General features: G+C 63.5%; 13 protein-coding genes. 3 read left to right on the forward strand and 10 right to left on the reverse strand.

All coding sequences use genetic code 11. The annotated features are described in order from the left end of the window. Positions 1 to 3: 3 nt before the first annotated feature. The 10 genes from GGQ99_RS15095 to GGQ99_RS15140 all read right to left on the reverse strand — a co-directional run bounded on the left by GGQ99_RS15095 (position 4) and on the right by GGQ99_RS15140 (position 22,667). Positions 4 to 12,873 carry a DUF5801 repeats-in-toxin domain-containing protein gene (locus GGQ99_RS15095; protein WP_183263157.1) on the reverse strand — a complete coding sequence of 4,290 codons (12,870 nt, stop codon included), beginning with the start codon at positions 12,871 to 12,873 and terminating at the stop codon, positions 4 to 6. Positions 12,874 to 13,089: 216 nt separating this feature from the next. Next, positions 13,090 to 14,136: an Ldh family oxidoreductase gene (locus GGQ99_RS15100; RefSeq protein WP_183263158.1), complete on the reverse strand. Its 1,047-nt coding sequence runs from the start codon at positions 14,134 to 14,136 to the stop codon at positions 13,090 to 13,092. 2 nt (positions 14,137 to 14,138) lie between these two features. Beyond that, positions 14,139 to 15,101 (reverse strand): hydroxyacid dehydrogenase, encoded by a 963-nt coding sequence (locus GGQ99_RS15105; RefSeq protein WP_183263159.1) that lies wholly within the window; start codon positions 15,099 to 15,101, stop codon positions 14,139 to 14,141. Positions 15,102 to 15,151: 50 nt separating this feature from the next. Then, the gene (locus GGQ99_RS15110; RefSeq protein WP_108605885.1) at positions 15,152 to 15,940 is read right to left on the reverse strand and encodes a FadR/GntR family transcriptional regulator; all 789 of its coding nucleotides are present in this window, start codon (positions 15,938 to 15,940) and stop codon (positions 15,152 to 15,154) included. Then, a complete protein-coding gene (locus GGQ99_RS15115; protein WP_183263160.1) occupies positions 15,937 to 17,013 on the reverse strand; it encodes a four-carbon acid sugar kinase family protein in 1,077 nt (358 codons plus the stop codon). The genes GGQ99_RS15110 and GGQ99_RS15115 overlap by 4 nt, the downstream gene beginning before the upstream one ends. Beyond that, positions 17,010 to 18,002 (reverse strand): ABC transporter ATP-binding protein, encoded by a 993-nt coding sequence (locus GGQ99_RS15120; RefSeq protein WP_183263161.1) that lies wholly within the window; start codon positions 18,000 to 18,002, stop codon positions 17,010 to 17,012. The genes GGQ99_RS15115 and GGQ99_RS15120 overlap by 4 nt, the downstream gene beginning before the upstream one ends. After that, positions 18,002 to 19,012 (reverse strand): ABC transporter ATP-binding protein, encoded by a 1,011-nt coding sequence (locus GGQ99_RS15125; protein ID WP_108605888.1) that lies wholly within the window; start codon positions 19,010 to 19,012, stop codon positions 18,002 to 18,004. Before GGQ99_RS15125 ends, GGQ99_RS15120 begins: the two co-directional genes overlap by 1 nt. Further along, a complete protein-coding gene (locus tag GGQ99_RS15130; protein ID WP_183263189.1) occupies positions 19,009 to 19,968 on the reverse strand; it encodes an ABC transporter permease in 960 nt (319 codons plus the stop codon). Before GGQ99_RS15130 ends, GGQ99_RS15125 begins: the two co-directional genes overlap by 4 nt. 7 nt (positions 19,969 to 19,975) lie before the next feature. Beyond that, entirely contained in the window at positions 19,976 to 20,932 is a 957-nt protein-coding gene (locus GGQ99_RS15135) for an ABC transporter permease (RefSeq protein WP_183263162.1), read from the reverse strand. A gap of 82 nt (positions 20,933 to 21,014) precedes the next feature. Beyond that, positions 21,015 to 22,667, reverse strand: coding sequence for an ABC transporter substrate-binding protein (locus GGQ99_RS15140; RefSeq protein WP_183263163.1), 1,653 nt, complete (start codon positions 22,665 to 22,667; stop codon positions 21,015 to 21,017). Between the two features lie 385 nt (positions 22,668 to 23,052). On the opposite strand from GGQ99_RS15140, the gene pdxA reads away from it, so the two are divergent. From pdxA to GGQ99_RS15155, 3 genes are read left to right on the forward strand one after another with little or no spacing between them, the layout of a single operon-like run. Continuing rightward, positions 23,053 to 24,042: a 4-hydroxythreonine-4-phosphate dehydrogenase PdxA gene (gene pdxA / locus GGQ99_RS15145; RefSeq protein WP_183263164.1), complete on the forward strand. Its 990-nt coding sequence runs from the start codon at positions 23,053 to 23,055 to the stop codon at positions 24,040 to 24,042. Beyond that, the gene (locus GGQ99_RS15150; protein WP_183263165.1) at positions 24,039 to 24,944 is read left to right on the forward strand and encodes a dihydrodipicolinate synthase family protein; all 906 of its coding nucleotides are present in this window, start codon (positions 24,039 to 24,041) and stop codon (positions 24,942 to 24,944) included. The genes pdxA and GGQ99_RS15150 overlap by 4 nt, the downstream gene beginning before the upstream one ends. Positions 24,945 to 24,996: 52 nt before the next feature. Continuing rightward, positions 24,997 to 26,160 (forward strand): sialidase family protein, encoded by a 1,164-nt coding sequence (locus GGQ99_RS15155; RefSeq protein ID WP_425486818.1) that lies wholly within the window; start codon positions 24,997 to 24,999, stop codon positions 26,158 to 26,160. The last annotated feature ends 26 nt before the right edge of the window (positions 26,161 to 26,186 follow it).

Raw genomic sequence — 26,186 nt, forward strand, 5'->3', positions numbered from 1 at the left:
CAATCAAGGAACCACAGGAGGTGTATGCTCCTCACCGTCGAACAGCACCCTAATTGAACTGCTCGCCGGATCATAGTTCTGAAGCGTCGCGACGGTCACGAAGTTGTTGCCGCCGCCGTCAACGTCGACCTGCAGGTCGGCGTTCGATCCGGAACCGACAACCCTGACATATTCGGCAACATTGCTGTTCGGTCCGAAATTGCTATCCAGCAGCGCCGACAGGTCGATCTTGTCGCCCTCGGAAGCATCGTAGTCGGTGATCAGGTCGGGCGCGTCGAGGTGTTCGATCACAAACAGATCGGCGCCATCGCCACCGGTCAGCGTGTTGAGCCCCTTCCCGCCAATGAGTACGTCGTTGCCACCCAGCGCGACCAAGATGTCGTCGCCATCGCCACCGATCAGGATTTCTCCGCTGTTCGTGCCGGTGATGGTCGAACCGGACACTCCGGTAACCGTCACCGATGCCGTGTCCGGCGTGGCCCCGTCGGTCGCGGTGTAGGTGAACGAGCCCGAGGCGAATGGAGAAGCTGTACCGCTGATCACGACATTGTCGAAATCGATGTCAGCGAATTCGTTGGCGTTGTTCTTTGACGTCATCAAGCCGCCGAGATCCAACGTATGGCTGCCGGCAGACAGATTGATGGTGGCGGTGAATGTCTGCCAGCCTGTGTCACCGGCCGTTGACCCGTTATCCCCTTCCAACTCGTGAATGATGCCGCCCACGCCCAGGGCCGTGCCGTCGATCCGGGCAAGGACGCGCGCGTCGTCGTTGTTGTCGGTCTGGCCGCTCAACTGGAGACGATAGTCGAAGGTCAGCACGATGGTGGCAGCCTGGACGAGATTGAACGTCCTGCTGAATGCACCGTTCATATTCGTGCGATTGTCGTTTGTCCCTCCTCCGAGATCAATGTGCAGAGCACCCGCATTTCCATTGCCGGTTGAGGCACGGACACCGCTCGCATCATTTCCGGTACCGCCGAAGACCTGGTCAGAATAAACAAACCCTCCCAGGTCGGAACCATTTGCGCTGAAGTTGGCCGAAAAGCCAATTGCCACTGGATTGGTCGGATCGAAGACCGCCCCGTTGACGATCGTGCCACCGACCGGGCTTTGTACCGACGAAACGCTCAGCGGGTTGTTTCCCGGCGCATCGTTGTAGAGCAACGCCGCGTTGGGAATATGGATCGCCGAATAGTCGGTGATATTTGTCAGGACGACGTCGTTGACCGCATTGGCAACATCGGCAACCGCAGTCACGCTGATTGTCGTCGTCGCCACGTTGCTGTCGGCCTGACCGTCATTCACCGTCACTTCTATCTCGCGCGGTTCGGTGGACGGATTCTCCGACGTGCTATGGAACGTGACCGCCTTGATTGCCGCCTGATAGGCGGACAGCGAGGCGTGCCCGCTTAGCGTCACGGTGATCTGGCCGGCAACCGAGGTATCGACTGCGGCCGCGATGCCGGAAGGCATGCCGCTCCAGCCCATGACATCACCAGCCTTGGCGTTGGTAAGTACGATCCTGGCCGACTCCATATAGCTGTCGTCGCCGTCGGCAATAGTCGGGCCGGCCGCTGCGATGGAGATTGGTGCACCGTTCTCGGTGTATTCGGTACTGTTGTTGGTGGACGACAGGAACCCTTGATAGTCGACGCGGATGTTGTCGAAATAGACACCCTCACCGTCTTCTTCCAGGTCGTTGTCTGCAACCAAGCGGATGGTTGTGTTGGCAGACATGTAGGACGAAATATCAAATGTGATGGACTTGTAGTCCGCATCCGTTCCCGGTGCGAACGTATGGATCGTCTGGAAACTGCCGCCATTCGTCGAGATCTGAACCTGAACGGTGTCGCTGGAGTTATCGAGCGATACGCGGCGGTAGTCGAATGTCAGCGTAGCCGACTGGGCACCCGTAAGGTCCACACTGCGCGCGATGTAGTCGGTTCCACCCGAGCCGGAGTCATCCCCGTCGGTCAGCCAAAGCCTGTTGTCACCCTTATCCGCCACAATCCTGATATCGCCTTCAGATGCTAGGCCGCCATCGTTAGTTTCGCTCCAACTGCCCTTCCAGCCCGATCCGCCAGCATAGCCGGTGGACGAGAAATCCTCGACTGCCGCGCCTGGGCCAAAGTCGTTGAGCGCAAGAACGGGAGCAGCGTTCGGCGGAACGACATTGACAGTCACATCGACCGAATCCTGCTTGGCGCCGCCGATGCCGGTGTTGCCGCCGTCATCGAAGGTGATCTTGACGGTGCGATCGGCTGCAGTCGGATTTGCCGAAGACGACGAGAATGACAGGTTCTGGAGGATCGTCTCCGCCAGCGGATCGGTCGCGCTGCTATTGAGCGTGATCGTCACGTTCGCCGTACCATAGCCAGTGATGGTGCCGACGGCAGTTCCGCCAATCATCACGTTGCCGGCCGACTCCGACACCGGCCCGCCGACGAAGAAGGTCAGGCCATCGCCGGCAACCATGCCCGACGTGATCTGGGCAGTAATCTTGCCGCCGGCGAAGTTGGTTGGATTGTCGGCATCGGTGACAGTGCCGGCAGCAAGAAGCTTAACCGCTGCACCGCTGGCATCGTAGGCGATCTCGGCCGGACTGTTGGGCTGTAAATCCGGAGCCAGATTGACATCCGTCACCGTCTTGCTGAGCGTGATGTCAAGATTGGCGGTCGACGTGTCGCCGTCGCCATCGCGAACCGTGTAGTTGAACTTTTCCACATAACCGGGGGGAACGTCGTTACCGTCGGCGGTAAGCGAATATACGTATGTGCCGCCAGCTTGCATGACCAGCTTGCCGTAGGTGCCGTTCACCACGAAGCCGCCGCCTGCTGGGTCGGTGTCCGAGTTCGTTCCCTGGAGTCCAACAACCGTCAAGCCGCCATCAGCACCAGCGTCGTCATTGGCCAGTACAGCGCCGTTGGTCGTGAGGGCCGACGAATTCGACGACACGAAACGAACCATGAGCTCGAACGGATTGCTGGCGCCTTCATTCGTGAATATCTCAGTGACAGGACTGCCCGATCCCTTGACGAGGCCGAGTACGTCGAGCGTGTAGTTTTGACCAGCGATTATCACCGTACTCGTCGTCGACGTAATCTTGATGACGTCGCGTGAATCGACACCGTCATTTGGATTGTCGTTTCCGTCGTTCGGCGTCTCGTCATGAGTGAAGCTGACAACGATCGGCCCGACATTGACTGGCTGACCGTTTACGATCGCCGTAAACGACACGCTGAGCTTGGTCGTGCTCAGGGTCGAACCATCGATAGGATTGTTGAAGTGCGTAAACGTGCCCAGCGAGAAGGTATTGTTGGTGACCAGATTGTTGAGGTTGGCCTGCGGCGCATCGACAAAGCCGTAGCCGGAGTCGGTGGCGTTGCTGCCCGTGCCGCCCCAGCGGATTTCATCGATCGCGACATCACCATCCCTGTCGATCTGGGTGGGCTCGCCGCCATTGGTAAGCACGCTTGTGGTCCAGCTGGCGACGATGTTCTGCACACCCAGCTGATCGATAACGATGTTGAGCGCGCCCGTGTCGTTCTGCGCCACCAGTACGTCGTCGATCACGGCGATGGAGGCGTTGAGCGGTACCTTGGTATCGCCCGCCGGACCGCCGCTGTCGGTGACCGTCACATAACCATTCAGGTTGATTGTTATCGCGTCCTCGGTGGACGGCGCATGGACCGGATGATCCACGGGACCGTTGAGCGTGAAGGTGTACTCACCTGACGTCGGATTGAGCGTAATGGTGAAGATCTTGCTGTCGGTGACGGCTTCATAACCGGCGAGGCCGCCTTTGTTGACGTAGCCGACGAGGTCACCGTTGCCATCAATTGCAAACAACACCGGCGCGCCGCCCGACTTCAGTGCACCGTTGGATACGGTTTGCACCGCAGGATTGTTCGCGAACTCCTGGAACGCGAAGGTCAGGGTTCCTTCGTCGCCGCCGGTAATGAGGCTGCTGAAGTTGCCGCCAGCGACATTGGTCGTATTGCCAAGGTTTCCTGGCTCATCGAGGTCAAGTCCCGGGACCAAAGCAGCAAAATCGTCGATGCCGCCCGACAGACCATGCTCTTCCTCGACGACGCCGGAGAGTCCGTCAGGATTGATCACCAGCGGCTTGTTGACGTCTATGACCGAGATGGTGTGCGCATCGGAATCCGTATCCCCGTCGCCATCGACCACCTTGATGGTGAAGGTCACATCCTTGCTGCCGGTCACCTGGTTGGCGAGGAACGTCCACGTACCCACGCCATTCACCGGCGCCTGCAGCGACAACTTGCCATAGGCAGTGTCGATAGACTGTCCGTAGCTGACCTGGACCGTATGGGATGTCCCGTCATCGTAGCTGATCGTCAGCTTGTCAGGCACCACGCCATCAGCACCGGGCTGCATGGTCCAATTGCCGCCGACTGACGTCCCTTCGTCGACCGTGCTCGAAGTCGGGCTGCCATTGTCGTCGCCGCCGATCGTCACCATAGGCACGTCGTCGACGATGGACATGTTGATCTCGCCGGTCACTGTGTCGCCGGTGGCGTCCGTCACAGAGATCGGGATCGTGTCGGTCACCGGGGCGCCCGCACCCTGACCCGTGTGAGTCTGCGGCGACGTCAGCGCATAGCTGTAGCTCACCACCCCAGTGGCGGCATTGTAGCCGGTGATCGTCAGCGAGCCCTCGCCCGTGTTGACTGGAGCGATGCCGCTGAAGTTGTTGGCAGCGGCAGCAGCCTCGATAACCGCCGACGTTACCGTCGTTCCCGTCGCACCGCCAACCGTCAGCGTGAAGGCTTCGCCATTCGCAGTGACGGTGAAGGTGCCCGTCGCATCCGTCTCGCGGGCCGTAGAAGCCTGCGTGCCGCCGACGAGACCGTCTTCATAGACGGTCCCAGTATCTCCGGTGATCACCGGCACATGCGCATCCGCGTTCACCTGAATCGTCAGCGTCGTCACCGACACGTCGCCGTCGTCATCGGTGACCTCGTAGGTGAAAACGTCCTGCAGGAACTGCCCAGGAGCCAATGTCGCGAACGCCGCCTTGGTGTAATCGGGCGTGTAGGTGTAGACGCCGTCAGCGCCCATCACCAGCGTGCCGTAGGCGCCGGCTACGCCAGCTCCGCCGACATTGGCATTGGCGATGTTGCCAGAAGCCGTCTGGTTGCCAGCCGCAACACCCGTCACCGGACCGGCAATCGACGCACCGTCAGCGCCGAGCGGGTCGGCAACGTCTCCGCCAGCTTGGCCAAGTACCGCACTCCCCGCGACCGAGGCCGCACCTTCAACCATCGCACGCACATCAGCCGCAGCCGTCGGAACATCGTCGTTGAATTTGATCGTCAACGTGCCGGTGTCGGTGTCGGTGGTCGACGTGTTGGCGTCGGAGTCACCCACGGTGTAGTCGAGCGCTGTAAAGGCGTTTGCTTCGTCGCCGCCGGCGGCGTGCAGGACGTTGTCGAGCAGCGTCAGCTTGTAGGCGCCGGTCGCCGTGTCGGTGATCTGAATGGTGAACAGTTCACCGCGCGGTCCAGTAGCAGTCAGCGTCTTCGACGTGTCATCCCAGCTATAAATGACCTGCTCCTGACCAACTGTACCATACTTGGTATCCAGGTCGGCAAAGCTGAACACCAGCGCGCCATCGCCGCCGCTGCCCTCAAGCTTGCCAAGGAAGATCGCCTCGCTCGGATCACCCGGGTCCACTTCTCCCACATTCGCGTCGATATCTCCGACTGAACCAGGGGCGTTATTGGCGCCTGGCAAGCCGTCTTCATCGACCGCAGCCCAGACATTTCCTGCCTGAGGCTTCGACCCGCCAAGCTTGATGTCGAAGGCATCCGACACCGTGTCGCCGTCGCCATCCTTGCCGGTGACCTCGAAATTCAACTTGTCGATGAGTGCATCGGCGTGCGTTTCGCCACCGACGCTGATGAGCTTGAATTTCGGGCTATTGCCCTCGACTGCGACGGTCTCGAATTCAAGGCTGAAGAACTTCAAGCCCGGATCAAGGACAGGCGGAATCGTGACGAAGCCGTCCGAACTGATGTTCAAACTACTGCCGCTCGCGACAACGTTGCCGTCTTGATCTTTGGCGACCCAGTCGAGGCGAGCCGTTCCATTGCCAAAATGGTTGACACCAAGCTTGGCCGACGTCATCTCGACATCATAAACGACGGCAAACTTCTCGCCGGGATTCATGCCATTGTTGCCAATGCCAATGCCGTCTGCAGAGCCATTGAGCAGGCCGCCGTCGAGGCCCTTGAGGGTGAAGCCTTCGTAGTCCCTGGTCGCGGTCGGCCCAAAGCCACCCGAAACGGAGACTTCCGGCAGCGTGTTGCCGCCGCCAGGCAGCGAATTCACCTGGTTGAAGGTGTAGGTGCCGTCGCCATTGAGCTGAAGCGTATAGAGCGTTGGGCCGTTCTGGCCGCCAATCGTGGCTGTCAGGGTCTTGCCATCGGGGGAGAGGCTGGTGGTGATGCCCTCGAGCTCGGGCCAACCGGTGATGCGCAGCCCGTTCGTGGCGTGCTGGCCGTCTTCGCCGAAGGCAAGGTTCAGGTCGCCGGTGACAGCCGCATTCAGGGCCGAAACCGCGCCGTCCTCGATGCCGCCATCGACGAATTCAGGGCTGTCGTCGTCGACGTTGACGACGATATTGCCCGTCGCGGTGTCGCCGTCGCCGTCGGTAATTGTGAAGCCGAAGTCGAGCGCACGATTGTCCTCGAAGGAGGTCTCCTGCTCGCTCGTGTCAGGGTTGTCCGTAACCGAGTGCACCAGCGGCTGAAGCATGGTCAAGGTGTAGTTGCCGGAGGCGTCGATGGTCAGGGTGTAGACGGTGACACTGGTACCGTTGACGTCGATCGTGCCGGTGAGCGTGCCGCCAGCATCCGCACCGTTCTGCGCCCAATTCTGGGCAACGTCGTACTGCGTCCCGATGCCATTGGCGACATGGATCGCCTTGAGGCCGTCAATGCCTTCTGCAACGATCGACTTGAGCCCGTCGCTGCCGGCATCGAAATTGATCTTGCCGGTCGCGACATTGCCCGCGCCGTCATCGCCGGGGCCGCCCGCAATGCCCGTGGCACCGCCCGGCACATTCTCGTCATCTATGGTGGTGGTGTAGACCGCCTTCAGGCTGACATTGTCGAGCAGGGCGCCATGCTGGTTTTCGCTGCCGGTGCCCTTGAAGGCGAGCACGGCGTTGGGGCCGGTGGCGGTCACGTTGATCGTGATCTGCTGCAGACCGGGGGCAACATTGTTGTTGGCCGGGATCTCGTAGACGAGCTTGCCTTCGAACCAGACCTGCATGCCGCTGGAACCGGCGCCATCGCCGCCACGCGGCGAATAGGCGAAGGTGAGTTGGTAGGTCTGGCCGGCCTCCGTGCCAGCAATCGTCTGCTGGATCGTGGCGTTCGTGGACGAGGTGGCGTTGATGTCACCGACGTTGCCGTTGGACGAATTGCCGACCGTGTCGGAGTCGAGCTCGACCAGCGCATTGCCGTACGGCGTGGTTACCCCGCCGGCACCACCCGTCTGGACCTCGAACGGCACGTTGCCGTCGGACGTCCAGCCGTCAAGCGAGTGGAAGATCTCCCAGTCCTGGTTGCCGAGGATGTTCTCGTGGCCAGTTTCGAAGCTGCCATTCTGGATCAGCTCCTCGCCAAGCGCGGGCACCGTCGGAACGACGGAGGTCACCTTCGGACCGTCGTCCTCAAACAGGACGCGGCCGGAAATGTCGGCGCTGCCCGTCGCGGTGTCGCCATCGCCGTCGGTCGCGGTGACGCTCACCGAAACCGTGTTGGCAGCAAGCGTGATGCCTTCGTCGTGGCTGTTGGTGTCGGGATGATGCAACGACACATACTGGGCGATCGTGATGACGCCCGTGCCAGCATCGACATGCAGCGCGAAGGCGACCTTGTCGGTGCTGGTGACGCCGTTGCCGTCGGCGTCGTAGACACCGATGACCCGGCCGCTGGCGTCCTTGTAGAGGAAGATCGGCTTGCCTTCGGTGGTCTCCAGGCCGGAATTCACGCCATTGTCGTTGGCAAGTTCAAGTGCGAAGACCCGAGAGTTGTTGGCAGCCGGACCATCGGCGCCGAAGGCAATGTCGGCATTGACGATAGAGCCGGTGCCTTGGGCATACTGCACCGACATGTCGAGATCGGTGCCGGCGTTGACGTCATCGAACAGATTTTCAATGGCCAAGGTTGCGGCCACTTCGTCCGAGGCAGGGTCGATGGTCGCGGTCTCGTCGATGACGATGATGTCGTTCAACTTGACGTTGGCGAGGTAGGTACCGGTGTTGTCGCCGGACGTGCCCACTTCGCGGAACTCGAGCGTATCGTTGTTGCCGCCGATGGCCGGAACGTTGATGACGATGGTCTGCATCGGACCCGGGGTCGGCTGGTAGACGCCGACAACCTGGCCGTTCCAGATCACCTCGAGCTGGGCGCTGCCGGCAGCCGTGCCGTTTGCGGCGCCGATCTCGAAGGACAGGCCATAGCTCTCGCCGGTCGTCAGGCCTGAGATGGTCTGCGAGATCTGGATGTTGCCCGGCGAGGCCTCGAGATCGACCATGACGCTGTTGGTCGGGCTGTCGGCGCCGAGATAACCATCGGCGACCTTCTCCAGCACCACAGTGCCCGCACCTCCGGTCTCGGAGGCTTCGATCTTCCACCCGGCCGCCTGACCCGTGGCGGCGGTGCCGCTGCCCGTGCCCCAGGCGCCGTTGTTGCCTGTGAAGCCATCTATAAACAGGCCGTTGGCAACCGACTGCGGCGCAGTCACGGTCAGCTTCGGGCCGTCATCCTGGAACTTGATGACGTTGCCGACATTGACGGTGGCGCTGGTGGTGTCGCCGTCGCCATCCTTGGCCGTGAGGACGACCCTGATGTTGTTGGCTGCGAGCGACAGTTCCTCGTCATGGCTGGCGCCCTGGTTCGGATGCTGCAGCGAGACATACTGGACAAGCGTGACCACGCCGGTCACCGGGTCGATGCCGACTGCGAATGCCGCAGGGTCGCCCTGGTCGATCTGGCCACCGGCAGCGTCGAAGCGGCCGACGATGATGCCCCCTTCGCTGAACAGCTGGATCGCCCGACCTTCGGTGGTGAGCAGGGTCGTGCTCGCGGACCCGATGTTGAGCGCGTAGGTCAGCCCGCCGGCGCCATCCGCACCATAGTCGACGTTTGCCGTGACGATGGCGCCCTGCGACTGGGCGACGCCAATGGGGCCGACGCCGTTGTTAACGTGCGGGTCGCTGCCGGGGTTGAGAACGTTCAGCGGCGAAATCGTGCCGGTGTCGTTGGCGTCGAGATCGTTGCCAGGCGTTTCGTCGTGAACCACGCCAGCACTCGCGACCGGCGCGGTGATCTTGGGGCCGTCGTCCTCGAACACGATCTTGTTGCCGATGACGACCGACCTCTCGACCGCATCGCCGTCGTTGTCGCTCGCTGTGAGAACGACTTTGACAAGGTTGCCTAGATTGACCGGCTCGTCGTGCGAATCGTTCAAGCCATTGCCCGGCTTCGGATGCTGCAGCGGCAGGTATTGGGCGATGCTGACGCCACCGTCCTGATCGAGGGCGACCGCGAAGGCGATCTGGCCGTTCGGATTCGCCGAGCCGTCGGCATTGTCCACGCGGCCGACGATCAAACCGTCCACGAGGTAGAGCGATATCTGGCTGCCGGAGGTTGTCTGCAGGTTGGAAGCAAGGCCACCCGTGCCGTTAACCTGGCCGTTGAGGGCAAGCGCGATCGACATCGTGATCGGCTCATCGGCACCCGGCGCAAGAAGGTCGGCGCCATATCTGACCACGTCGCTCTGGTGTGCGTAGCCAAGGGCCGCCGGCTGGTCGAGCGACGCGAACTGGGCGGCAATGTCCGCATCATCGATGTCATCGCCCTGGAGACCTGCCGTTTCATCATGCGTCACCGCGGCGCCGGTCGCCTTGATGTGGACCTGCGGGATGTCGTCGACAACTGACACGTTGACCTTGCCGGCCAAGGTGACGGAATCGCCGTCCCGGTCCGTGGCCTGGATGACCGAGCCGAAGTCGATCGACGAGATCGGCGCGCCGTCGGTCTGCAAGTCCTCATTCTGATTGGCACCGGACGCCGGCGCAACATGATCGAGCTGGTCGACCAGGCGGAAGGTGAAGTCGCCATCGCCGTCGAGCGTCATCGTGAAGACCGGGCGGTCCGGGCCATTGACGTTGTCGACGAAGGCGACAAGCGTGTTGCCGACCACGGCATAGCTCAAAGGCGAACCCTTGGACTGCAGTCCAAGCGCTTCCATCTGGTCGACCGCCGTCGCGGTGAACCCGAATCCACCGCCGGCAGCGGCGCCATCGGCACCGAAGTTGACCAAGCCTGCGACCGATTCCGACGCCTTTGCTGCGCCCGTAAACCACTCGGTGTCGCCGTCGGGCGATGTACCGTGCGAAAGCGCAGTCCAGATGTCGTCTTCGTCAACCTTGACGGACGCATTGCCCGGCTCGATCGACGGGCCGTCGTCCTTGAACACCAGATTGTCGCCGATGTTCAGGGTCGCCGACTGGCTGTCGCCGTCGGCGTCGGAGACTGTGGCGGTCAGCTTGACCAGATCTTCGGTCAGGCTGCGGGAGTCGTCGTTATTGTCTGGATTTTCGTGCCTGACGGCGCGGACCTGGTCGAGCGTAACCGTGCCGCTTGGGTCGACCTTGACGGTAAACACGAGGAGGCCACCGGCGGTCTTGCCCTCGACCGTGCCGTTGTTCATGCTCAGCACGACCTGCTGTCCGGTTGCGGTGTCGACGAGGCCGGAATTGCCGGCGACCACGCTCAGGGCGTAAGTGACGGATCCGGGACCATCAGCGCCGTGAGACGTAACAAAATTGCCGGCAAAGGACCCGGTTGCATTGGTGCCGAGGGTGGACTCGTCGACCGTGAGCACGGCCCCATCGCCGTTGCTGACGATCGTAGGCGTGTCGTCATCGACATTGATCTGCAGCGTGCCGTTGGCGGTGTCGCCGTCATTGTCGGTGACCTGATAGGTCAAGGTGAAGAACTGGTTGTTTTCGTTATCGCCCGTCGCGTGCTTGATCGGCGCATTCTGGGTCACGGTATAAGCGCCGGTGGCGCTGTCCAGCGTGACGGTGAGCACCTTGGTGCCGTTCTGGTAGACCTCCAGCGCACCGTCGGCGCCCGGCTTGTACTCGAAGCCCGTCGGGAAACCCGTCATCAGCCACGCGACCGAGCCGCCGTCGGCACCGAAATCGAGGCCGAGATTGTCGGAGACGTTGGCGCTGTCGGCGTCGTCGCCGGTACCGCTGGGATTGCCGCCCAGCGCGTCGTCGTCGAGAAGCACAACCTTGTTCTCGGACACGCTGGGACCGTCGTCCCTAAACACAAGGTTCGCACCGATATCCAGCGAGGCGGACTTGGAGTCTCCGTCTCCGTCGGTGATGGTCGCGGTCAGCTTGACCAGATTGTCGAGGAGGCTCTGGCTGTCGTCATGATTGTCCTGATCGGCATGCTTGACTGCGCGGGACTGGTCGAGCGTGACGTTGCCGTTAGCGTCAACCTTGACGGTAAACACCAGGGCATTGCCGACAGCGGTCCTGCCCTCGACGACGCCGTTGTTCATGCTGAGCAGAACCTGCTCGCCGGTAGCGGTATCCAGGAGACCGGACTCGCCAGCAACCACACTCAAGGCGTAGGTGACCGTTCCTGCGCCGTCGGCGCCAAATGCCGTGACAAAGCTCGACGCAAACGACGTCGTTGCGTCGTCGGCGAAGTTAGATTCGTCGACGACAAGCTCCGGCTCGCCGGCATCAGCCAGGCTGATTTCCGGGCTGTCGTCCTCAACCTCGATCGTGACATTGGCCGTCGCCGAACCGCCGTTGGGGTCCTTGACGGTCACCGGCACGTCGAAACCGATGACATCCTCCACGCTGTTCACGGGGTGGTCGATCGGCCCCATGATCGTGACCTGGAACGCACCGGTGCCGGGATTGGTGATCTCCAGGCGGATGATCTCCGGACCTTCGCCGCCATCGATCTTGCCGACCAGCAGGTTGGGGCCGACGAGTTCCCAGGTAATCGGCTGGCCGCCGGAGGTGAGGCCGGGCGTAGTGGGCAGGCCGAGGCTGTAGGTCAGCGCATCGCCGTTGGGATCGGTCGCGCCGAAGAAGCCCGAGTAGCTGGCGCTGTTGGACTTGTCGTCCGGATCACCCAGATCATCCTGGATTCCGCCCCCGAGTCCCTCTTCCGAGAGACGAACCGAGAAGCCGGCGAATTCCGGATCAGCGTTCTCGCCGAGGGTCAGTTCGCGGCCATCGTATTCGGGGAAGGCCAGCGCGGTCGGCGGCAGAAGGGCCGACAGGTCGAAACCGTCGCCGATGCCGCCGGCAGGCAGTTCGAAGTTGCCGCCCGAGCTCGAGGCCGAGCCACCAGCAGCCGAAATCGAGCCATCGGCGCCGAAGGCGACGTTGATGCCGCCGGCTTCGAGCGCCGCAATCAGCGCGACGCGCGGAACTTCGACATCGCCGATCAGGAAGGTCGGAACGTTGGCAGCGGCGTCCTTGATGACGATGACGCTGCCGTCGGCCTGTTCGAGAACAAGGTTGTCGCCGTCGACCTTGATGTTGTCGATCGAGACGCTGGCCGGCAGGTGCACGACATTGGAAGCGTCAGCGACATATTCGGCCTGCGCCGGAGCGGCTGCGCTCGGCTGGGCCTGGACCGGCTGGCCGGAACCTGCGTCGACGGGAACGGGATCGGCTTGAGCTGCCGGCTGCAGTAGCGAGACGCCTTCGGCCTGCGCCAACTGGACCGTGCCTGCTGCCGAAGCACCTTCGAGTGCACCCGAGACGTTCTCAAACTCAATACTGGTCGCCATCGCCATATCCCCCTGCCTAATTGGCTCGACAGAACAAGGCGCCAATCGTCATTGCAACCTAATGCGATCCACTAATATATATCTTGATATGTGATCTTTTCTCTTTTTTTCTTTTGGTAAACTGGCGGTGCATACCACAGTATGTAAAATTTTAGCATCCGAAGACTCAATTGATCAACGAACGGTTGCGGCGCCGGGCACCCGGCAGCGCCCGAACTAGATGAAATCGACGCCGAGCCGGGCAGCCTCGGCACGCAGTTTGTCGAATACGCCTTGATGAAGTGCGACACCCTGGACCAGTGCCTGGCGCTTGCGGCTGACGGCACTTTCGCCCGGCAAACGAACGCGCCCGACGCCTGGCCGGGGCGGGTTGTCGCGGCAGGCATCGGCCAGCCATCCGGTCTGATGCACGAAGGCCGCCTCGCCGGCAAAGGCGCTGGGGTCGATGACCTGCAGGAACACCGAGGCATTGGTGCCTTCCGGCTTGTCGGCGCGGCCGAAGCCGGCGAGCCCCTGGGTGAGGGCTTCGACCAGGATCGCCAGCGCGTAGCCCTTCTGGCCGTGGTCGAGGCCGCCGGCGGGCAGGATGGTGCCGCCGTCGTTCAACACATTAGGATCGTCGGTCGGATTGCCGTCGCGGTCGAGCAGCCACTGGTGATCGAATTTCCTGCCCTCGGCGATCAGTCGCGAGCTCATGTTGTTGGTGGTGATGGAGGCGCTGACGTCGATCAGGATCGGGTCGCCGTCGGTGGGGATGCCGGCGGCGATGGGATTGGGCGTGAAAACGCCGCGCGTGCCGCCGAAGGGGGCAACCGAGGCGCCCGAAGGGCTGGAGCTTGCGAGCAGAGCCACATAGCCGCGATCGGTGGCGCGGGTGAGATAGGCGGCGAGGCAGCCGATATGATGGCTGTTGCCAATGGTCACGGTGACGGTGCCATAGGTGGCAGCACGCTCGACGGCGAGGTCCATGGCGGTGGCCGTCAGCCAGGCGCCGGGCAGGCGCAGTCCGTCCCAGGCAACGCAGGCGCCGCGGTCGGAAATCACCCGGGGCGCGCCTGATCTGGTCATGACGCCGTTGCGGATGCTTTCGAGATACCAAGGGGCGAGCGCCAGCCCGTGCGTCGTGTGGCCCATCAGGTCGGCCTCGACCAGGATCTCGGCCACCGCATGGGCCTTGCCAGGCTCGAGGCCCGCTGCCTTGAAGAGGGCAAAGGCGAGATCGGTCAGCGTATCGACGTCGTGGCGCCTGTCATCGGAGGCCATGGTCAAACCCTTGCATGGAGGTTCTTGGCGAGCTGCTCGCCACGAAGGAAGGCAAGCACGTTGCCGGCGGTCATGATCGAGACGGCCCGGCGCGCATCTTCGGTGACGCCGGCGACATGCGGCGTCAGAATGAGGTTGGGCAACTGCCACAGCGGGCTCTTGACCGGCGGCTCCTCGGCGAAGCTGTCGAGCCCGGCGCCGGCGATGCGGCCGCCTTGGAGTGCAGCGATAAGGGCCGGCTCGTCGACGACCTCGCCGCGCGCGGTGTTGACGAGGTAGGCCGTGGGTTTCATCAGCGCGATCTCGCGCGCGCCGATCAGTCCGCGCGTGGCGTCGGTCAACGGACAGTGCAGGCTGACGACGTCACTTTCGCCAAGCAGGGCGTCGAGCGAGGTCGTGCGGCTGACGCCATCCGCAAAGGCCTCATCCGGCGCAAACGGATCGTAGGCCGAAACCTGCATGCCGATCGGAGCGGCCATGCGGGCGAGTATCTGGCCGATCAGGCCAAAGCCGACGAGACCGATCTTCTGGCCACGCAGCTCGCGCCCGGCATAGAGCTTCTTGTCCCACAGGCCGTTGCGGATATGGCTGTCCTGGCGCAGGAAATCCTTGGCCAGCGCCAGGATCAGCCCGAGGGCGTGCTCCGCGACCGAGTGGGCGTTGGCGCCTGTCGCCATGATGACAGGGATGCCAAGCACCTTTGCCGCCGCGACGTCGATGTCATTGGTGCCGACGCCATGCTTGGCGACGATTTTCAGATTGCGCGATGCGGCGAGCATGTCGGCATCGACCATCTCGACCAGCCGTATCACCAGCGCCGCAGGCTGGTGCCGTTCGATCAGCTCCAGCACCTCGGATTTCCGGGGATAAGCCTCGGTCGAGATGCACTCGACCCCGGCATTTTCGAGCATGGCAAGGCCCTCGGCAGCCATGCGGCCGCCGACCGTAACGATCGTCGTTGTCATCGTTCTTTCCTGTCGTGCCGCAAACGCGGCTGAAGTTCAGTCGACCGGGGTCAACGCGAGAGGTCGAGCACCTTGTTCTCGAACAGGCGGTTGCGCGAGCCTTCGAGATGCTCGCGCATGCGGTCGCGCGCCAGCTCCGCCTCGCCTGCGGCGATGGCATCGCAGATGCCGCGATGCTCGTCATAGACCTGTTCGAGCTTGGTCAGCGGTCCCATCAGGGACAGGCCGTGCAGGTTCATGCCGACGGCGATGTGCTGGCGCAGGGCGTCGAGGCAAGCGGTGTAATAGTGATTGTTGGCGGCTTCCGCCACCGAACGATGAAACAGGAAATCGACATCGGAGCGGTGGGTCTGGTCGCGCGTCGCGTCGCGCAGCTCGGAAAGCGCTGCGCGCATCTTCTGCATCGCGGCGTCGTCGTGGCGAAGTGCTGCGAAATAAGCGGCCTCGGGCTCGATGGTCAGGCGGAACTCGTAGCAGCGCTGGATGTCGGCGATGGTCTTGACCGGGGAGAAGCCGAGGTTGGTCTTCTGGGTGTCGAAGACGCGGACATAGGTGCCCGAGCCCTGGCGGGAATAGACGAGGCCGACGTCGCGCAGGCGGCCAAGCGCATCGCGCACCACCGGCCGGGAAACGCCAAGCAGCGTCGCCAGATCATGCTCGCCCGGAAGCTTGGAGCCCGACGGAAATTCGCCCGAGACGATGCGCTCCTGCAGCTGGTCGAACACCTTGTCGACCAGCTTGGGTGCCTTGGAGGCCCCCTTGGCGCTACCGTTGCCCGGCTTTTCGCCTGCCTCGGTCGCGTCCGGCTCTGTTCCGTCCTGCTGCAATTCGGTCGTCATGTGTGTTCCGCCTGTTCCCGGCTCGGCGGTCGCAAGAGATCGGAAAGAACCGCGACCGTCCCGAATCCACCGGATTTTACGACACAGCGCAGCCCCTCGCCATGGCGTGTCGCGATGGTGAACCAGGGCAGGCCCGGCGCCACCTCGCCTTGCGGAAATAGCACGTCGGCGCCAAGCGCGCCAAGTATGGCCAGCGCCGTATCGCCGCCGCCCATGACCAGCGTCGACGGGCGAAGGCGCTCGACGGCGTCGGCGACCTGCTCGGCGAAACGGGCGGCGATGCGACCCGGCTCCTCGACCATCTCGCCGGTGCAGCGCACGACCATTGGCAAGATCGTGTCATAGGGAAGCGCGAAGAGGCCATCGAGGGCGTCCGCGACGCCGGAATCGGGGTTGTCCTGAAGCAGTCGGGCCACTTGCTGGTCGGTGATGGGATCGCGCGAGCCGAAGGCAAACAGCACGTTCCGATCGCTTGTCGGCGCGGCGGTGGGCCTGAAGTTGGCGTGGAGACGGCGGGCGAAGGCGAGGCCCAGCCCCCTCGCCCCAACGGCAACGGCGTCGCTCCAATCGGTCTCGGCAACCACCCGGTCGAGTTCGGCGTCTGTCGCCGCATTGCGGACGGAAACGCGTCTGGTGGAGCCGGCAAATGCCGGCAGGATCGGCAGAGGCGTTTCGACGCCGCGGCCGACGACGGCGCCATCGCGCGTCGTGCGATCCTGGTCTGGAACCGCAGGTGCCACCACCAGCGCGTTGCGACCCGATGCTTCGGCCAGCGCGTCGGCTTCCGCGCCGACATTGCCCTTCAGGCGCGAGTCGATCTTCTTCATCACGATACCAGGGGCATGCGGCATCAACCGCTTGGCCATGTCGCGTACCCGGGCCGAGGCGACGTCGGCCGACAGCGCCCGCGAGGCGGTGCTGACGGCAAAGATGTCAGGCTCGCTGGCAAGCGCCTTGGCGGTCGCCTCCGGTATCATCGCCACCGCCACCTCGAGGCCCGACGCAACGAAGGGCGCCGACGTGTCGAGCGCTCCGGTCAGGTCGTCGGCGACGATGGCGAGCATCAGCGTCATCCCGCCGCCCCCACTTCGACGGCATGGCAGGCGACGTGGTGGCCGGGAACAACCTCGCGCCATTCGGGAACCACCGCGCGGCACTTGTCCATGGCGATCGGGCAGCGCGTGTGGAAGCGGCAGCCGGCCGGCGGCGCCAGCGGGCTCGGCACGTCGCCGACGAGGATCTGCCGCTGACGCGTCTTTTCGAGTTCCGGGTCGGCCTCCGGCACTGCCGAAAGCAGCGCCCTGGTGTATGGGTGGAGCGGGTTGGAAAAGAGCTGTTCGCGCGTCGCGAGTTCCGCAAGACGGCCGAGATACATGACCCCGACGCGGTCGCTGATATGGCGCACGACAGCAAGGTCGTGGGCGATGAACAGATAGGTCAGCCCGTATTTTTCCTGCAGGTCGAGCAAAAGGTTGATGATCTGCGCCTGGACCGAGACGTCGAGGGCCGAAATCGCCTCGTCACAGACGATGAATTTCGGCTGGCAGGCGAGCGCGCGGGCAATCGCCACGCGCTGGCGCTGGCCGCCGGACAGCTCATGCGGATAGCGCGAGGCAAAGCGTGCGGGCAGCCCGACATCGGCCAGCAGACGTGTCACCTTTTCCGGCAATTCGGCCTTGGTGGCGAGCTTGTGGAACAGGATCGGCTCACCGACGACTTCGCCGATTGTCATGCGCGGGTTGAGTGTCGAATAGGGGTCCTGGAAGACGATCTGCAGTTCGCGGCGATAGGGCCGCATGCGCTTCTCGTCGAGCGAGACGATGTTCTCGCCCTGGAAGATGACTTTACCTGATGTGGCCTTCTGCAGGTTAAGCAAGGTGAAGCCGGTGGTCGACTTGCCACAGCCGGATTCGCCGACCAAGGAAAGCGTTTCGCCGGCGAAGATGTCGAAGTTGACGTCGTCGACTGCGTGCACGGTGGCGCCGCGCTCGCCGAAGGCGCCGAGGCGGACGACGAAATGCTTGACGAGGTTCTCGACCTTGATCAGCGGTTCGGCAGCCATCACGCGGCCTCCTTCATCTGGCGCTGGGCGACAAAGCAGGCGACGCGGTGGCCGCTGGTGCCTGCGACCGACTCGAGCACCGGCACGCTCTCATGACAGACGCTTTCTGCCAGGGCGCATCGCGGCGCGAATGGGCAGCCCTTGGGGCGACGGCCCGGCTCGGGCGGCGTGCCGCCGATCGACGACAGGCGGCTCGCCTGCTCGTCGGAGAGTTTCGGGATCGAGGCGAGCAAGCCGCGTGTGTAGGGATGGGTCGGGCGCGCGAAGAGTTCGCCGACCGGCGCGTCCTCGACCACGGTTCCGGCATAAAGCACGGCGACGCGGTCGACGAGGCCGGCGATCAGCGCGAGGTCGTGGGTGATCCACACCACCGACATGTTGAGCTTCTTGCGCAGGTCCTTCACCAGGTCAACGATCTGTGCCTGGATGGTGACGTCGAGTGCGGTCGTCGGCTCGTCGGCGATCAAAAGTTCCGGATCGCAGGCAAGGCCCATGGCGATCATCACGCGCTGGCGCATACCGCCGGACAGTTCGTGCGGATAGGCGGTGATGCGCTGCTCGGGGCCTGGGATACCGACCAGTCTCAGCAATTCAATGGCGCGCTTGCGGGCGTCGGCCTTGCTCATGTTGCGATGATAGATGAGCGGCTCGCAGAGCTGGTCGCCGATGCGCATCACCGGGTTGAGCGAGGTCATCGGATCCTGGAAGACAAAGCCGATCTTGCCACCGCGCACCTGGCGCAGCTCCGACTTCGACATCTTGAGGAGATCGCGGCCGGCGAACTCGGCGGTGCCGCCCTTGACCTTGATCTTGTTGGGTAGCAGCCGCACCAGGGAGAGCATGGTCAGGCTCTTGCCGCAGCCGGACTCGCCGACGACGCCGACGGTCTCGCCCTTGCCGACGGTCAAATTGATGCCGTCGACGATGATGGCCGGGCCACGGCGGGTTTCGATCTCGATGGTGAGGCCGCGCACGTCGAGCAGCGGCTTGTTGTCTGCGGGAGCGGTCATTTGCTGCCCCTCGGGTTGAGAGCGTCATTGAGGCCGTCGCCGAGGAAGGAGAAGGCGACGGTGGCGAGGCCGAGCACGGCTGCGGGTGCGGCGAGCAGATGCGGATAGTGCTGCCAGACGCGCAGGCCGTCGGAAATCATGTTGCCCCAGCTGGGCGTGGGTGGATTGACGCCGACGCCGAGGAAGGAGAATGCGCTTTCCAGAACCATCGCCGTTCCGAGGCCGGCGCTGACCGAGACGATCAGCGGGCCGATGGCGTTGGGAACGATGTAGCGTATCAGGATCAGGCGGTTGGTCAGGCCAAGCGCGCGCGCCGCCGTGACATAGGGCCGGCCGCGGATCGACAGTACCTGGGCACGGACGAGGCGGGCATAGGGCGGCCAGCTGATCAGGGCCATCGAGCCGAACACCAGCAGGAAATCGACCCAGATGGTCTCGCGGTAGAACGGGTTGAGCGTCGCCTGGTAGCGCGCTTCCATCCAGGCGGTGAGCGGCGTCTTGAGCGAGGCATTGATGACGACGACCAGCAACAGGTTGGGCACCGACATGGTCATGTCCGTGAACCACATCACGATGCGGTCGAAGAGGCCGCCGAAGTAGCCGGCCATGGCGCCGAGGGTGACGCCGATGACGACGGCGATCGTCGTCACGACGATCGCCACCACGAAGGCGGTGCGGGTGCCGTAGACGACGCGGGAGAAGACATCGCGGCCGAGATCGTCGGTGCCGAACAGATGTGCCAGCGACGGCGCCTGATTACGGGCGGCGAGGTCCTGGGTGAGGAAATCGTAGGGCGTCAGCCAGGGACCGAAGACGGCGACGAAGGCGAGCAGGATGACGACGGCGAGACCGGCGACCGCCAGCTTGTTGCGCAGCAGGCGGTGCCAGGCATCGCGCCACAGGCTGACGGGGGGCTCGTCGTCGGCCACGGTGGAGGAGAGATTGACGGGGGTCATCGTCATGTCAGCGGCTCCTCATCGTGTCGTTGGCGCGCGGATCGAGCAGCGGATAGAGCACGTCGACCAGAAGGTTCGACAGCATCACCAGGAACGAGCCGATCAGCGTGATGGCGAGGATGACGGGATAATCGGAATTGGTCAGCGCCGAGACGGTGAGCCGGCCGAGGCCGGGAAGACCGAACACCAGCTCGACGAAGATGGCGCCGTTGACGATAGTGATCATGATCAGGCCGAGCTGGGTGACGACGGGCGTCAGCACGGGCCTGAGGATGTGGCGGAACGCCACCACCATTTCGGGCACGCCCTTGGCGCGGGCAGTGCGGACGAAATCCTCCGACAGCACCTCGATGACGGCGGCGCGGGTCTGGCGCACGATCAGCGCGATCGGCTGGAAGGAAAGAACGAGCAGCGGCAGGATGATGCGTGCGTCAAAGATGCCGCCCCAGCCATAGGGAACGCTGCCACCGGGCAGGAAAAGGATCAAAAGCACCATCAGAAGCGGGCCGGCGACATAGGCCGGGATCGCCCACAGGAACAGCGCCGAGCCGAGGATCGCATAGTCGATCTTGGTGTTCTGGTTCATCGCCGCAATCATGCCAAGCGGAACGGCTACGATGGCTGTCAGGATGACGGCGCAGAGGCCGAGCTTGAACGAGACCGGGGCCGCGGCCGAAACCATCGCCCACACCGAACGGCCCGAGGTCAGCGAATTGCCGAAATTGCCCTGGATCAGGTTGAGGATATAGCTGCCGAACTGGACGAGAAACGGCCGGTTGAGGCCGGCGGCATCGCGGATCGCCTCGATCTTCTCGGGATTGTAGGCGACGTCGCCGGGGGCGCGCAGGAAGATCAGCTTGATCGGGTCGCCGGCGCCGAAATAGGCCATGGCATAGACGGCCAGCATGACCAGCAGAACGGACGGGATCCACAGCAGCAGCCGTGTTGCAATATAACGCAGCATGGCGGGCGGCCTCCCACCGCTCGGTAAGTTCCAAAGAGGAGCATAACACGGGGGCCGAGCCCCCGTGCGCTTCACCGGGGCATCAGCCGACGGTGATTTCCCAAGGGGCGACAACCTGCCAGTCGAGGTTCTTGTCGATGCCCTTCACATTGGCATTGGCCCAACGCGACATCGCCTGCGCGTACCAGGGGATGAAGGTCCAGTCCTCGCGGAAGGTCTTCTGGGCTTCCTGGGCAAGGGCAATGCGCTGCGGGTCGTCCGCCGCCTTGCTAGCGGCTTCGGCCAGCAACTGGTCGACCTTGTCGTTCTTGTAGCCGCCGAGCTTGTTCTGGGCGTTGGACGAGGTCGAAGCGATCGAGCCGGCGAGATAGCTCGCCGCATCGGGCACGCGGGTGCCGACGTCGTCGCGGAAGATCTGCACCGCGTTCTGGTCCGGACCGGCATAGGCGTCCTGCTGCGGCTTCATGTCGACGGCGGTGATGCCGAGATTCTGGCGCCACTGCTCGGCGATGAACTGGGCCGCCGCCTCGTTGGCCGGCGAAGAGATGCCAACGAACAGGATCTTGGGCAGGCGCTCGGGGCCGCCATAGGTCGACTCGGCAAGCAGCTTCTTGGCGCCCTCCGGATCGTAGGGATAAGGCTCGAAGCCGGAATTGTCGGCGCCGGGCACCGAGTTGAGGATCTGGTCGGTCTTCTTGTGCGGGCCGTCGGGGAACGAGGCCTTCATCAGTCCATCGCGGTCGACCGCCATGATCAAGGCCTGGCGGACCTTGGGATCGTCCATCGGCGCGCGCTTGGAATTGAACCAGAAGTGCTGGCCGGTCGGGATGATCGGGCCGGCGGCGAAGTCGGCGCCGAGGTCCTGGACGATGGTCGAGGTGACGAGCTCGGTGTGGGCGTTGAATTCGCCCGACTTGAGCAGCGAAGTCGCCGTCACATTGTCCTCGATCGAGGTGATCTCGATGCGGGTGAGCTTGGGTTTCGGGCCGAAGAAATTCTCGTTGGGTTCGAACACCAGCTTGCCGCTGTCGATGTCGATGCTGGTCAGCTTAAACGGGCCGGAATAGACCGCACCTGCATCCGGCGTGAACCAGTCCTGGATCTCGTTGCCGTCTTCGCCGCGCGACTGCGAGGCCTTGGTGATCGGCACGATATGGTTGGCGACGCGCATGAAATAAATCGGGTCGGCTTCGGTCAGCGTCACGACGACGGTGCCCTCATCAGGCGTGGCGACGCCCGAGATTTCGGTGGCGGTGCCGCCGGTCACCTCGGCGAAGCCAGCGACCTTGGCCAAGACTTGATCGGCGCGCTGGCTCTTGGTGCCGGGCATCGCAGCCACGTTCCACGAACCGGCGACGTCGCCCGAGGTGATCTTGCTGCCGTCGGAGAAGGTCGCCTTGGGATCGAGCTTGAAGGTCCAGGTCTTGGAGTCGGCCGAGCCTTCCCAACTCGCGAAGACGTAAGGGTGGATCTTGCCTTCGCTGTCGAAATACATCGGCGAGGCCCACCAGGCCGAGTTCCAGCGATAAGGCACGCCGCCGCCGCGCAGCGGCGACCAGTCCTGGTTGAAGGCAGGGTTGGCGACCTTCAGCACCTGACCTTCCTGCGCAAAGACGATCTTGGCATCGAGCCCGAGCAAGGTGAAGCCGACAGCACCGCCCAGGCCGAGCCTGAGCGCATCGCGGCGGGTCATCCCGGCGCGTGGCCGTGCAGTCTCGGAAATCCGTTTCGACATGACATTCCTCCCGTGAAATCCATGAACGGCGATGCTCTGGTCGGATGCAATGGCAGCAGACACGGAAGCGGCAACCGTGGCCGAACAAATGCCGCCATATTGTAAACATGTCAATTCATTTTTTCAGATAGCGCGGCACGAAAATTAGCCCTCGGTGAAATGTACAATAAAATCTCTTTAGAAATCAATGTTGTACAGCACCATCAGATTCAAGCTGCGATCTGACATCGGAAAAAGCAACTTGACAACTTGCCTGCTTGCGATCAGTTTCCGACCATAAAGCCAAGTGCAGTTTGCGCCCCCGAGGGGCATGCGCTCGGGAGGATTCCAGCAAGCGGGGCGCCGAACGACCGGCACTGCCTGCGGACAAGACGGACAGGGAGCGATGGCGAGTTCTAGCCGCACGATTGGCATCACCATGGGGGACCCCGCCGGGGTCGGCCCCGAGATCATCTGCAAGTCGCTGGCCGAAATGAATGCCGCCGACCGCGCCACCATGCGCGTCTTCGGCAATCGCGACAGCCTGGAGGCGGCGGCAAGGATTGTCGGCGCGCCGCTGAAATTCGCCTTGGTCTCCGATGGAGCCGACACGGTGGCCGTCGAGCATGTCGCCATCGAGGGCGGCCCAATCGCCTTCGGCAAGATCGACACCCGTGCCGGCGACGCCTCGTTCCGCTTCATTGCGCGTGCGGTGGAGGCGGCGACCGCAGGCGAGATCGGCTGCATCGTCACCGCGCCGATCAACAAGGAAGCGCTGAACCTTGCCGGCCACCATTATGACGGCCACACCGGCATGCTGGCGCATCTCACCAATTCGCGCTCGTCCTGGATGCTGCTCGCCGCCGAACGCATGTCGGTGATCCACGTCTCGACGCATGTGTCGCTGCAAGAGGCGATCGCCCGGGTGAAGCCGGAGCGCATCCTCGAGACCATTCGTACCGGGTATCGCCATCTGCGCCGCATCGGCATTGAAAACCCGCGCATCGCGGTCGCCGGCCTCAACCCGCATTGTGGCGAGAACGGCCTGTTCGGCACCGAGGACGACGAGTTCATCGCTCCCGCAGTGGCCGCGGCCAAGGCCGAGGGCATCGACGCCTACGGTCCGGTTCCGCCCGACACGGTCTTCCACCGCGCCTATTCGGGTGCCTTCGACCTCGTGGTCGCGCAGTATCACGACCAGGGTCACATCCCGATGAAGCTCGTCGCCTTCGACAGCGGGGTCAACATTTCGCTCGGCCTGCCCATCGACCGCACCTCGGTCGACCACGGCACCGCCTTCGACATTGCCGGGACCGGCAAGGCCAATCACGTCAACATGAACGCGGCGATCGCCTATGCGCGCAAGCTCGCCGGAACGCCTCGGGTGACCGCATGACCAATTTCGCCATTTCCGGCGTCTTCTCCGCCGCCGCCACGCCGATCAATGCCGACCTTTCGCCCGACCACGGCCTGCTGGCTGCGCACTGCCAAAGGCTGCTCGACGAGGGCTGCCATGGTGTGGCGCTGCTCGGCACGACCGGCGAGGCCAATTCGTTCTCGCTCGGCGAGCGCAAGGCAATGCTGGAACGCGTCGTCAAGGCAGGCGTTGATGCCGACAAGCTGATGCCCGGCACCGGCGTCGCCGCCATCCCCGAAACCATCGAGCTGACCCGCCATGCGCTGTCGATCGGTATCGAGAAGGTCGTGATGCTACCGCCCTTCTACTACAAGGGCGTGTCCGATAGCGGGCTGTTCGACGCCTATGCCCGCATCCTCGAAGGCGTCGCCGACGACCGGCTCAAGGTCGTGCTCTACCATATCCCCCAGGTGTCGGGCATTCCGCTGTCAGTGGAACTCGTCGGCCGGCTGATCCAGGCCTTCCCGAAAACCGTCGTCGGCATCAAGGAATCCAAGGGCGATTTCGCCAACATGCAGGCGCTGGTGAAGGCCTATCCCGGCTTCGCGGTGTTCCCGGGCGCCGATCCGCTGATGCTGCCGCTTTTGCGCGAAGGCGGAGCGGGCTGCATCACGGCGACGTCCAACCTGATCGCGGATTCGCTGCGCACCGTGTTCGACAACCATGCCAACCCGACCGAACAGGCAAAGGTCGAGGCGGCGCAGGCGCGCATCAACGCCTGGCGCAACCTCTCCAACAGCTACGCCCAGATCCCGACCATCAAGGCGATGGTCGGCCTGAAGCATGGCGAGAAGGCATGGCAGCGGCTGCGGCCGCCGCTGGTCGGCTTGAGCGACGGCGAGATGGCAGAGCTGAAGCCGCAGCTCGAACAGCTGCCGTAAGGAGGTTTCGATGACCACCAACGCGGCCCAAGCACAATCATCCGCTGCAGTCATGACCCACGCGGATGTTGCCGCGCAGATGGACGGCAAGTTGCATCAGGTGTCTGTGGGACGCGCCGACGCGTTCCTGCCATCGCCGACGGTGCAAAACCACGCCGCGAACCTCAGCCTGCTGCCCGACGGCACGCTCGCCTGCGTCTGGTTCGGCGGCACGATGGAAGGCATGGGCGACATCTCGGTCTACCTGTCGCGTCTGGCACCCGGTTCCGACACCTGGTCGGCACCGGAAAAGATGTCGGACGATGCGCAGAAATCAGAACAGAACCCACTGCTGTTCAACGCGCCCGACGGCAAGGTGTGCCTGCTCTACACCTCGCAGACCTCGGGCCACCAGGACGGCGCTATCGTCAAGCGACGCATCTCCGAGGATGGCGGCAAGAGCTTCGGCGAGGTGTCGGTGCTCTGCGACATCCCCGGGACCTTCGTACGCCAACCGATCATCATCAACGATCGCGGCGAGTGGCTGCTGCCGGTGTTCCGCTGCATCGGCCGACCGGGGACGCGCTGGAGCGGCGATGTCGACACCGCTGCCGTGCTCATCTCCACCGATGCCGGCACAAGCTGGACCATGCATGACGTGCCCGACAGCATCGGCGCCGTGCACATGAACATCGTGCCGCTCGGCGGTGACGAGATGGTAGCGCTTTACCGCAACCGCTTCTCCGAGCAGGTGCTGCGCAGCCGCTCGCATGACGGCGGCCGCCGTTGGAGCGCCCCTGAAACGACCGAGCTGCCCAACAATAATTCGTCGGTCCAGGCCGTGCAAACAGGCGATGGCCGCATTGCCATCGTGTACAACCACGCCAATGCGTCGATGTCGGATGACCGGCGCCTTTCGCTCTATGACGAGATCGAGGGCGACGAGCCGGTCGCGACCGAGCCTGCTGCCGAGCCGGAGGGCCGCAAGGCCGTCTGGGGCGTGCCGCGCGCGCCGCTCAGCCTCGCCTTCTCGTCCGATGGCGGCGCAACCTTCGGCGAACGGATCGACCTCGAGACCGGCGATGGCTTCTGCCTGACCAACAATTCGAAGGACGGGCTGAACCGCGAGTTTTCCTACCCGTCGATCCTGGCGACTGACGACGGCACGATCCACGTCGCCTTCACCTATTTCCGCCGCGCCATCAAATACGTCCGCCTCTCCCCGGCCGACAGCTGATGCCTGATCGCGGCGACCATATCCAG

This window comes from Aminobacter niigataensis, assembly GCF_014200015.1.
Classification (GTDB): Bacteria; Pseudomonadota; Alphaproteobacteria; order Rhizobiales; family Rhizobiaceae; genus Aminobacter; species Aminobacter niigataensis.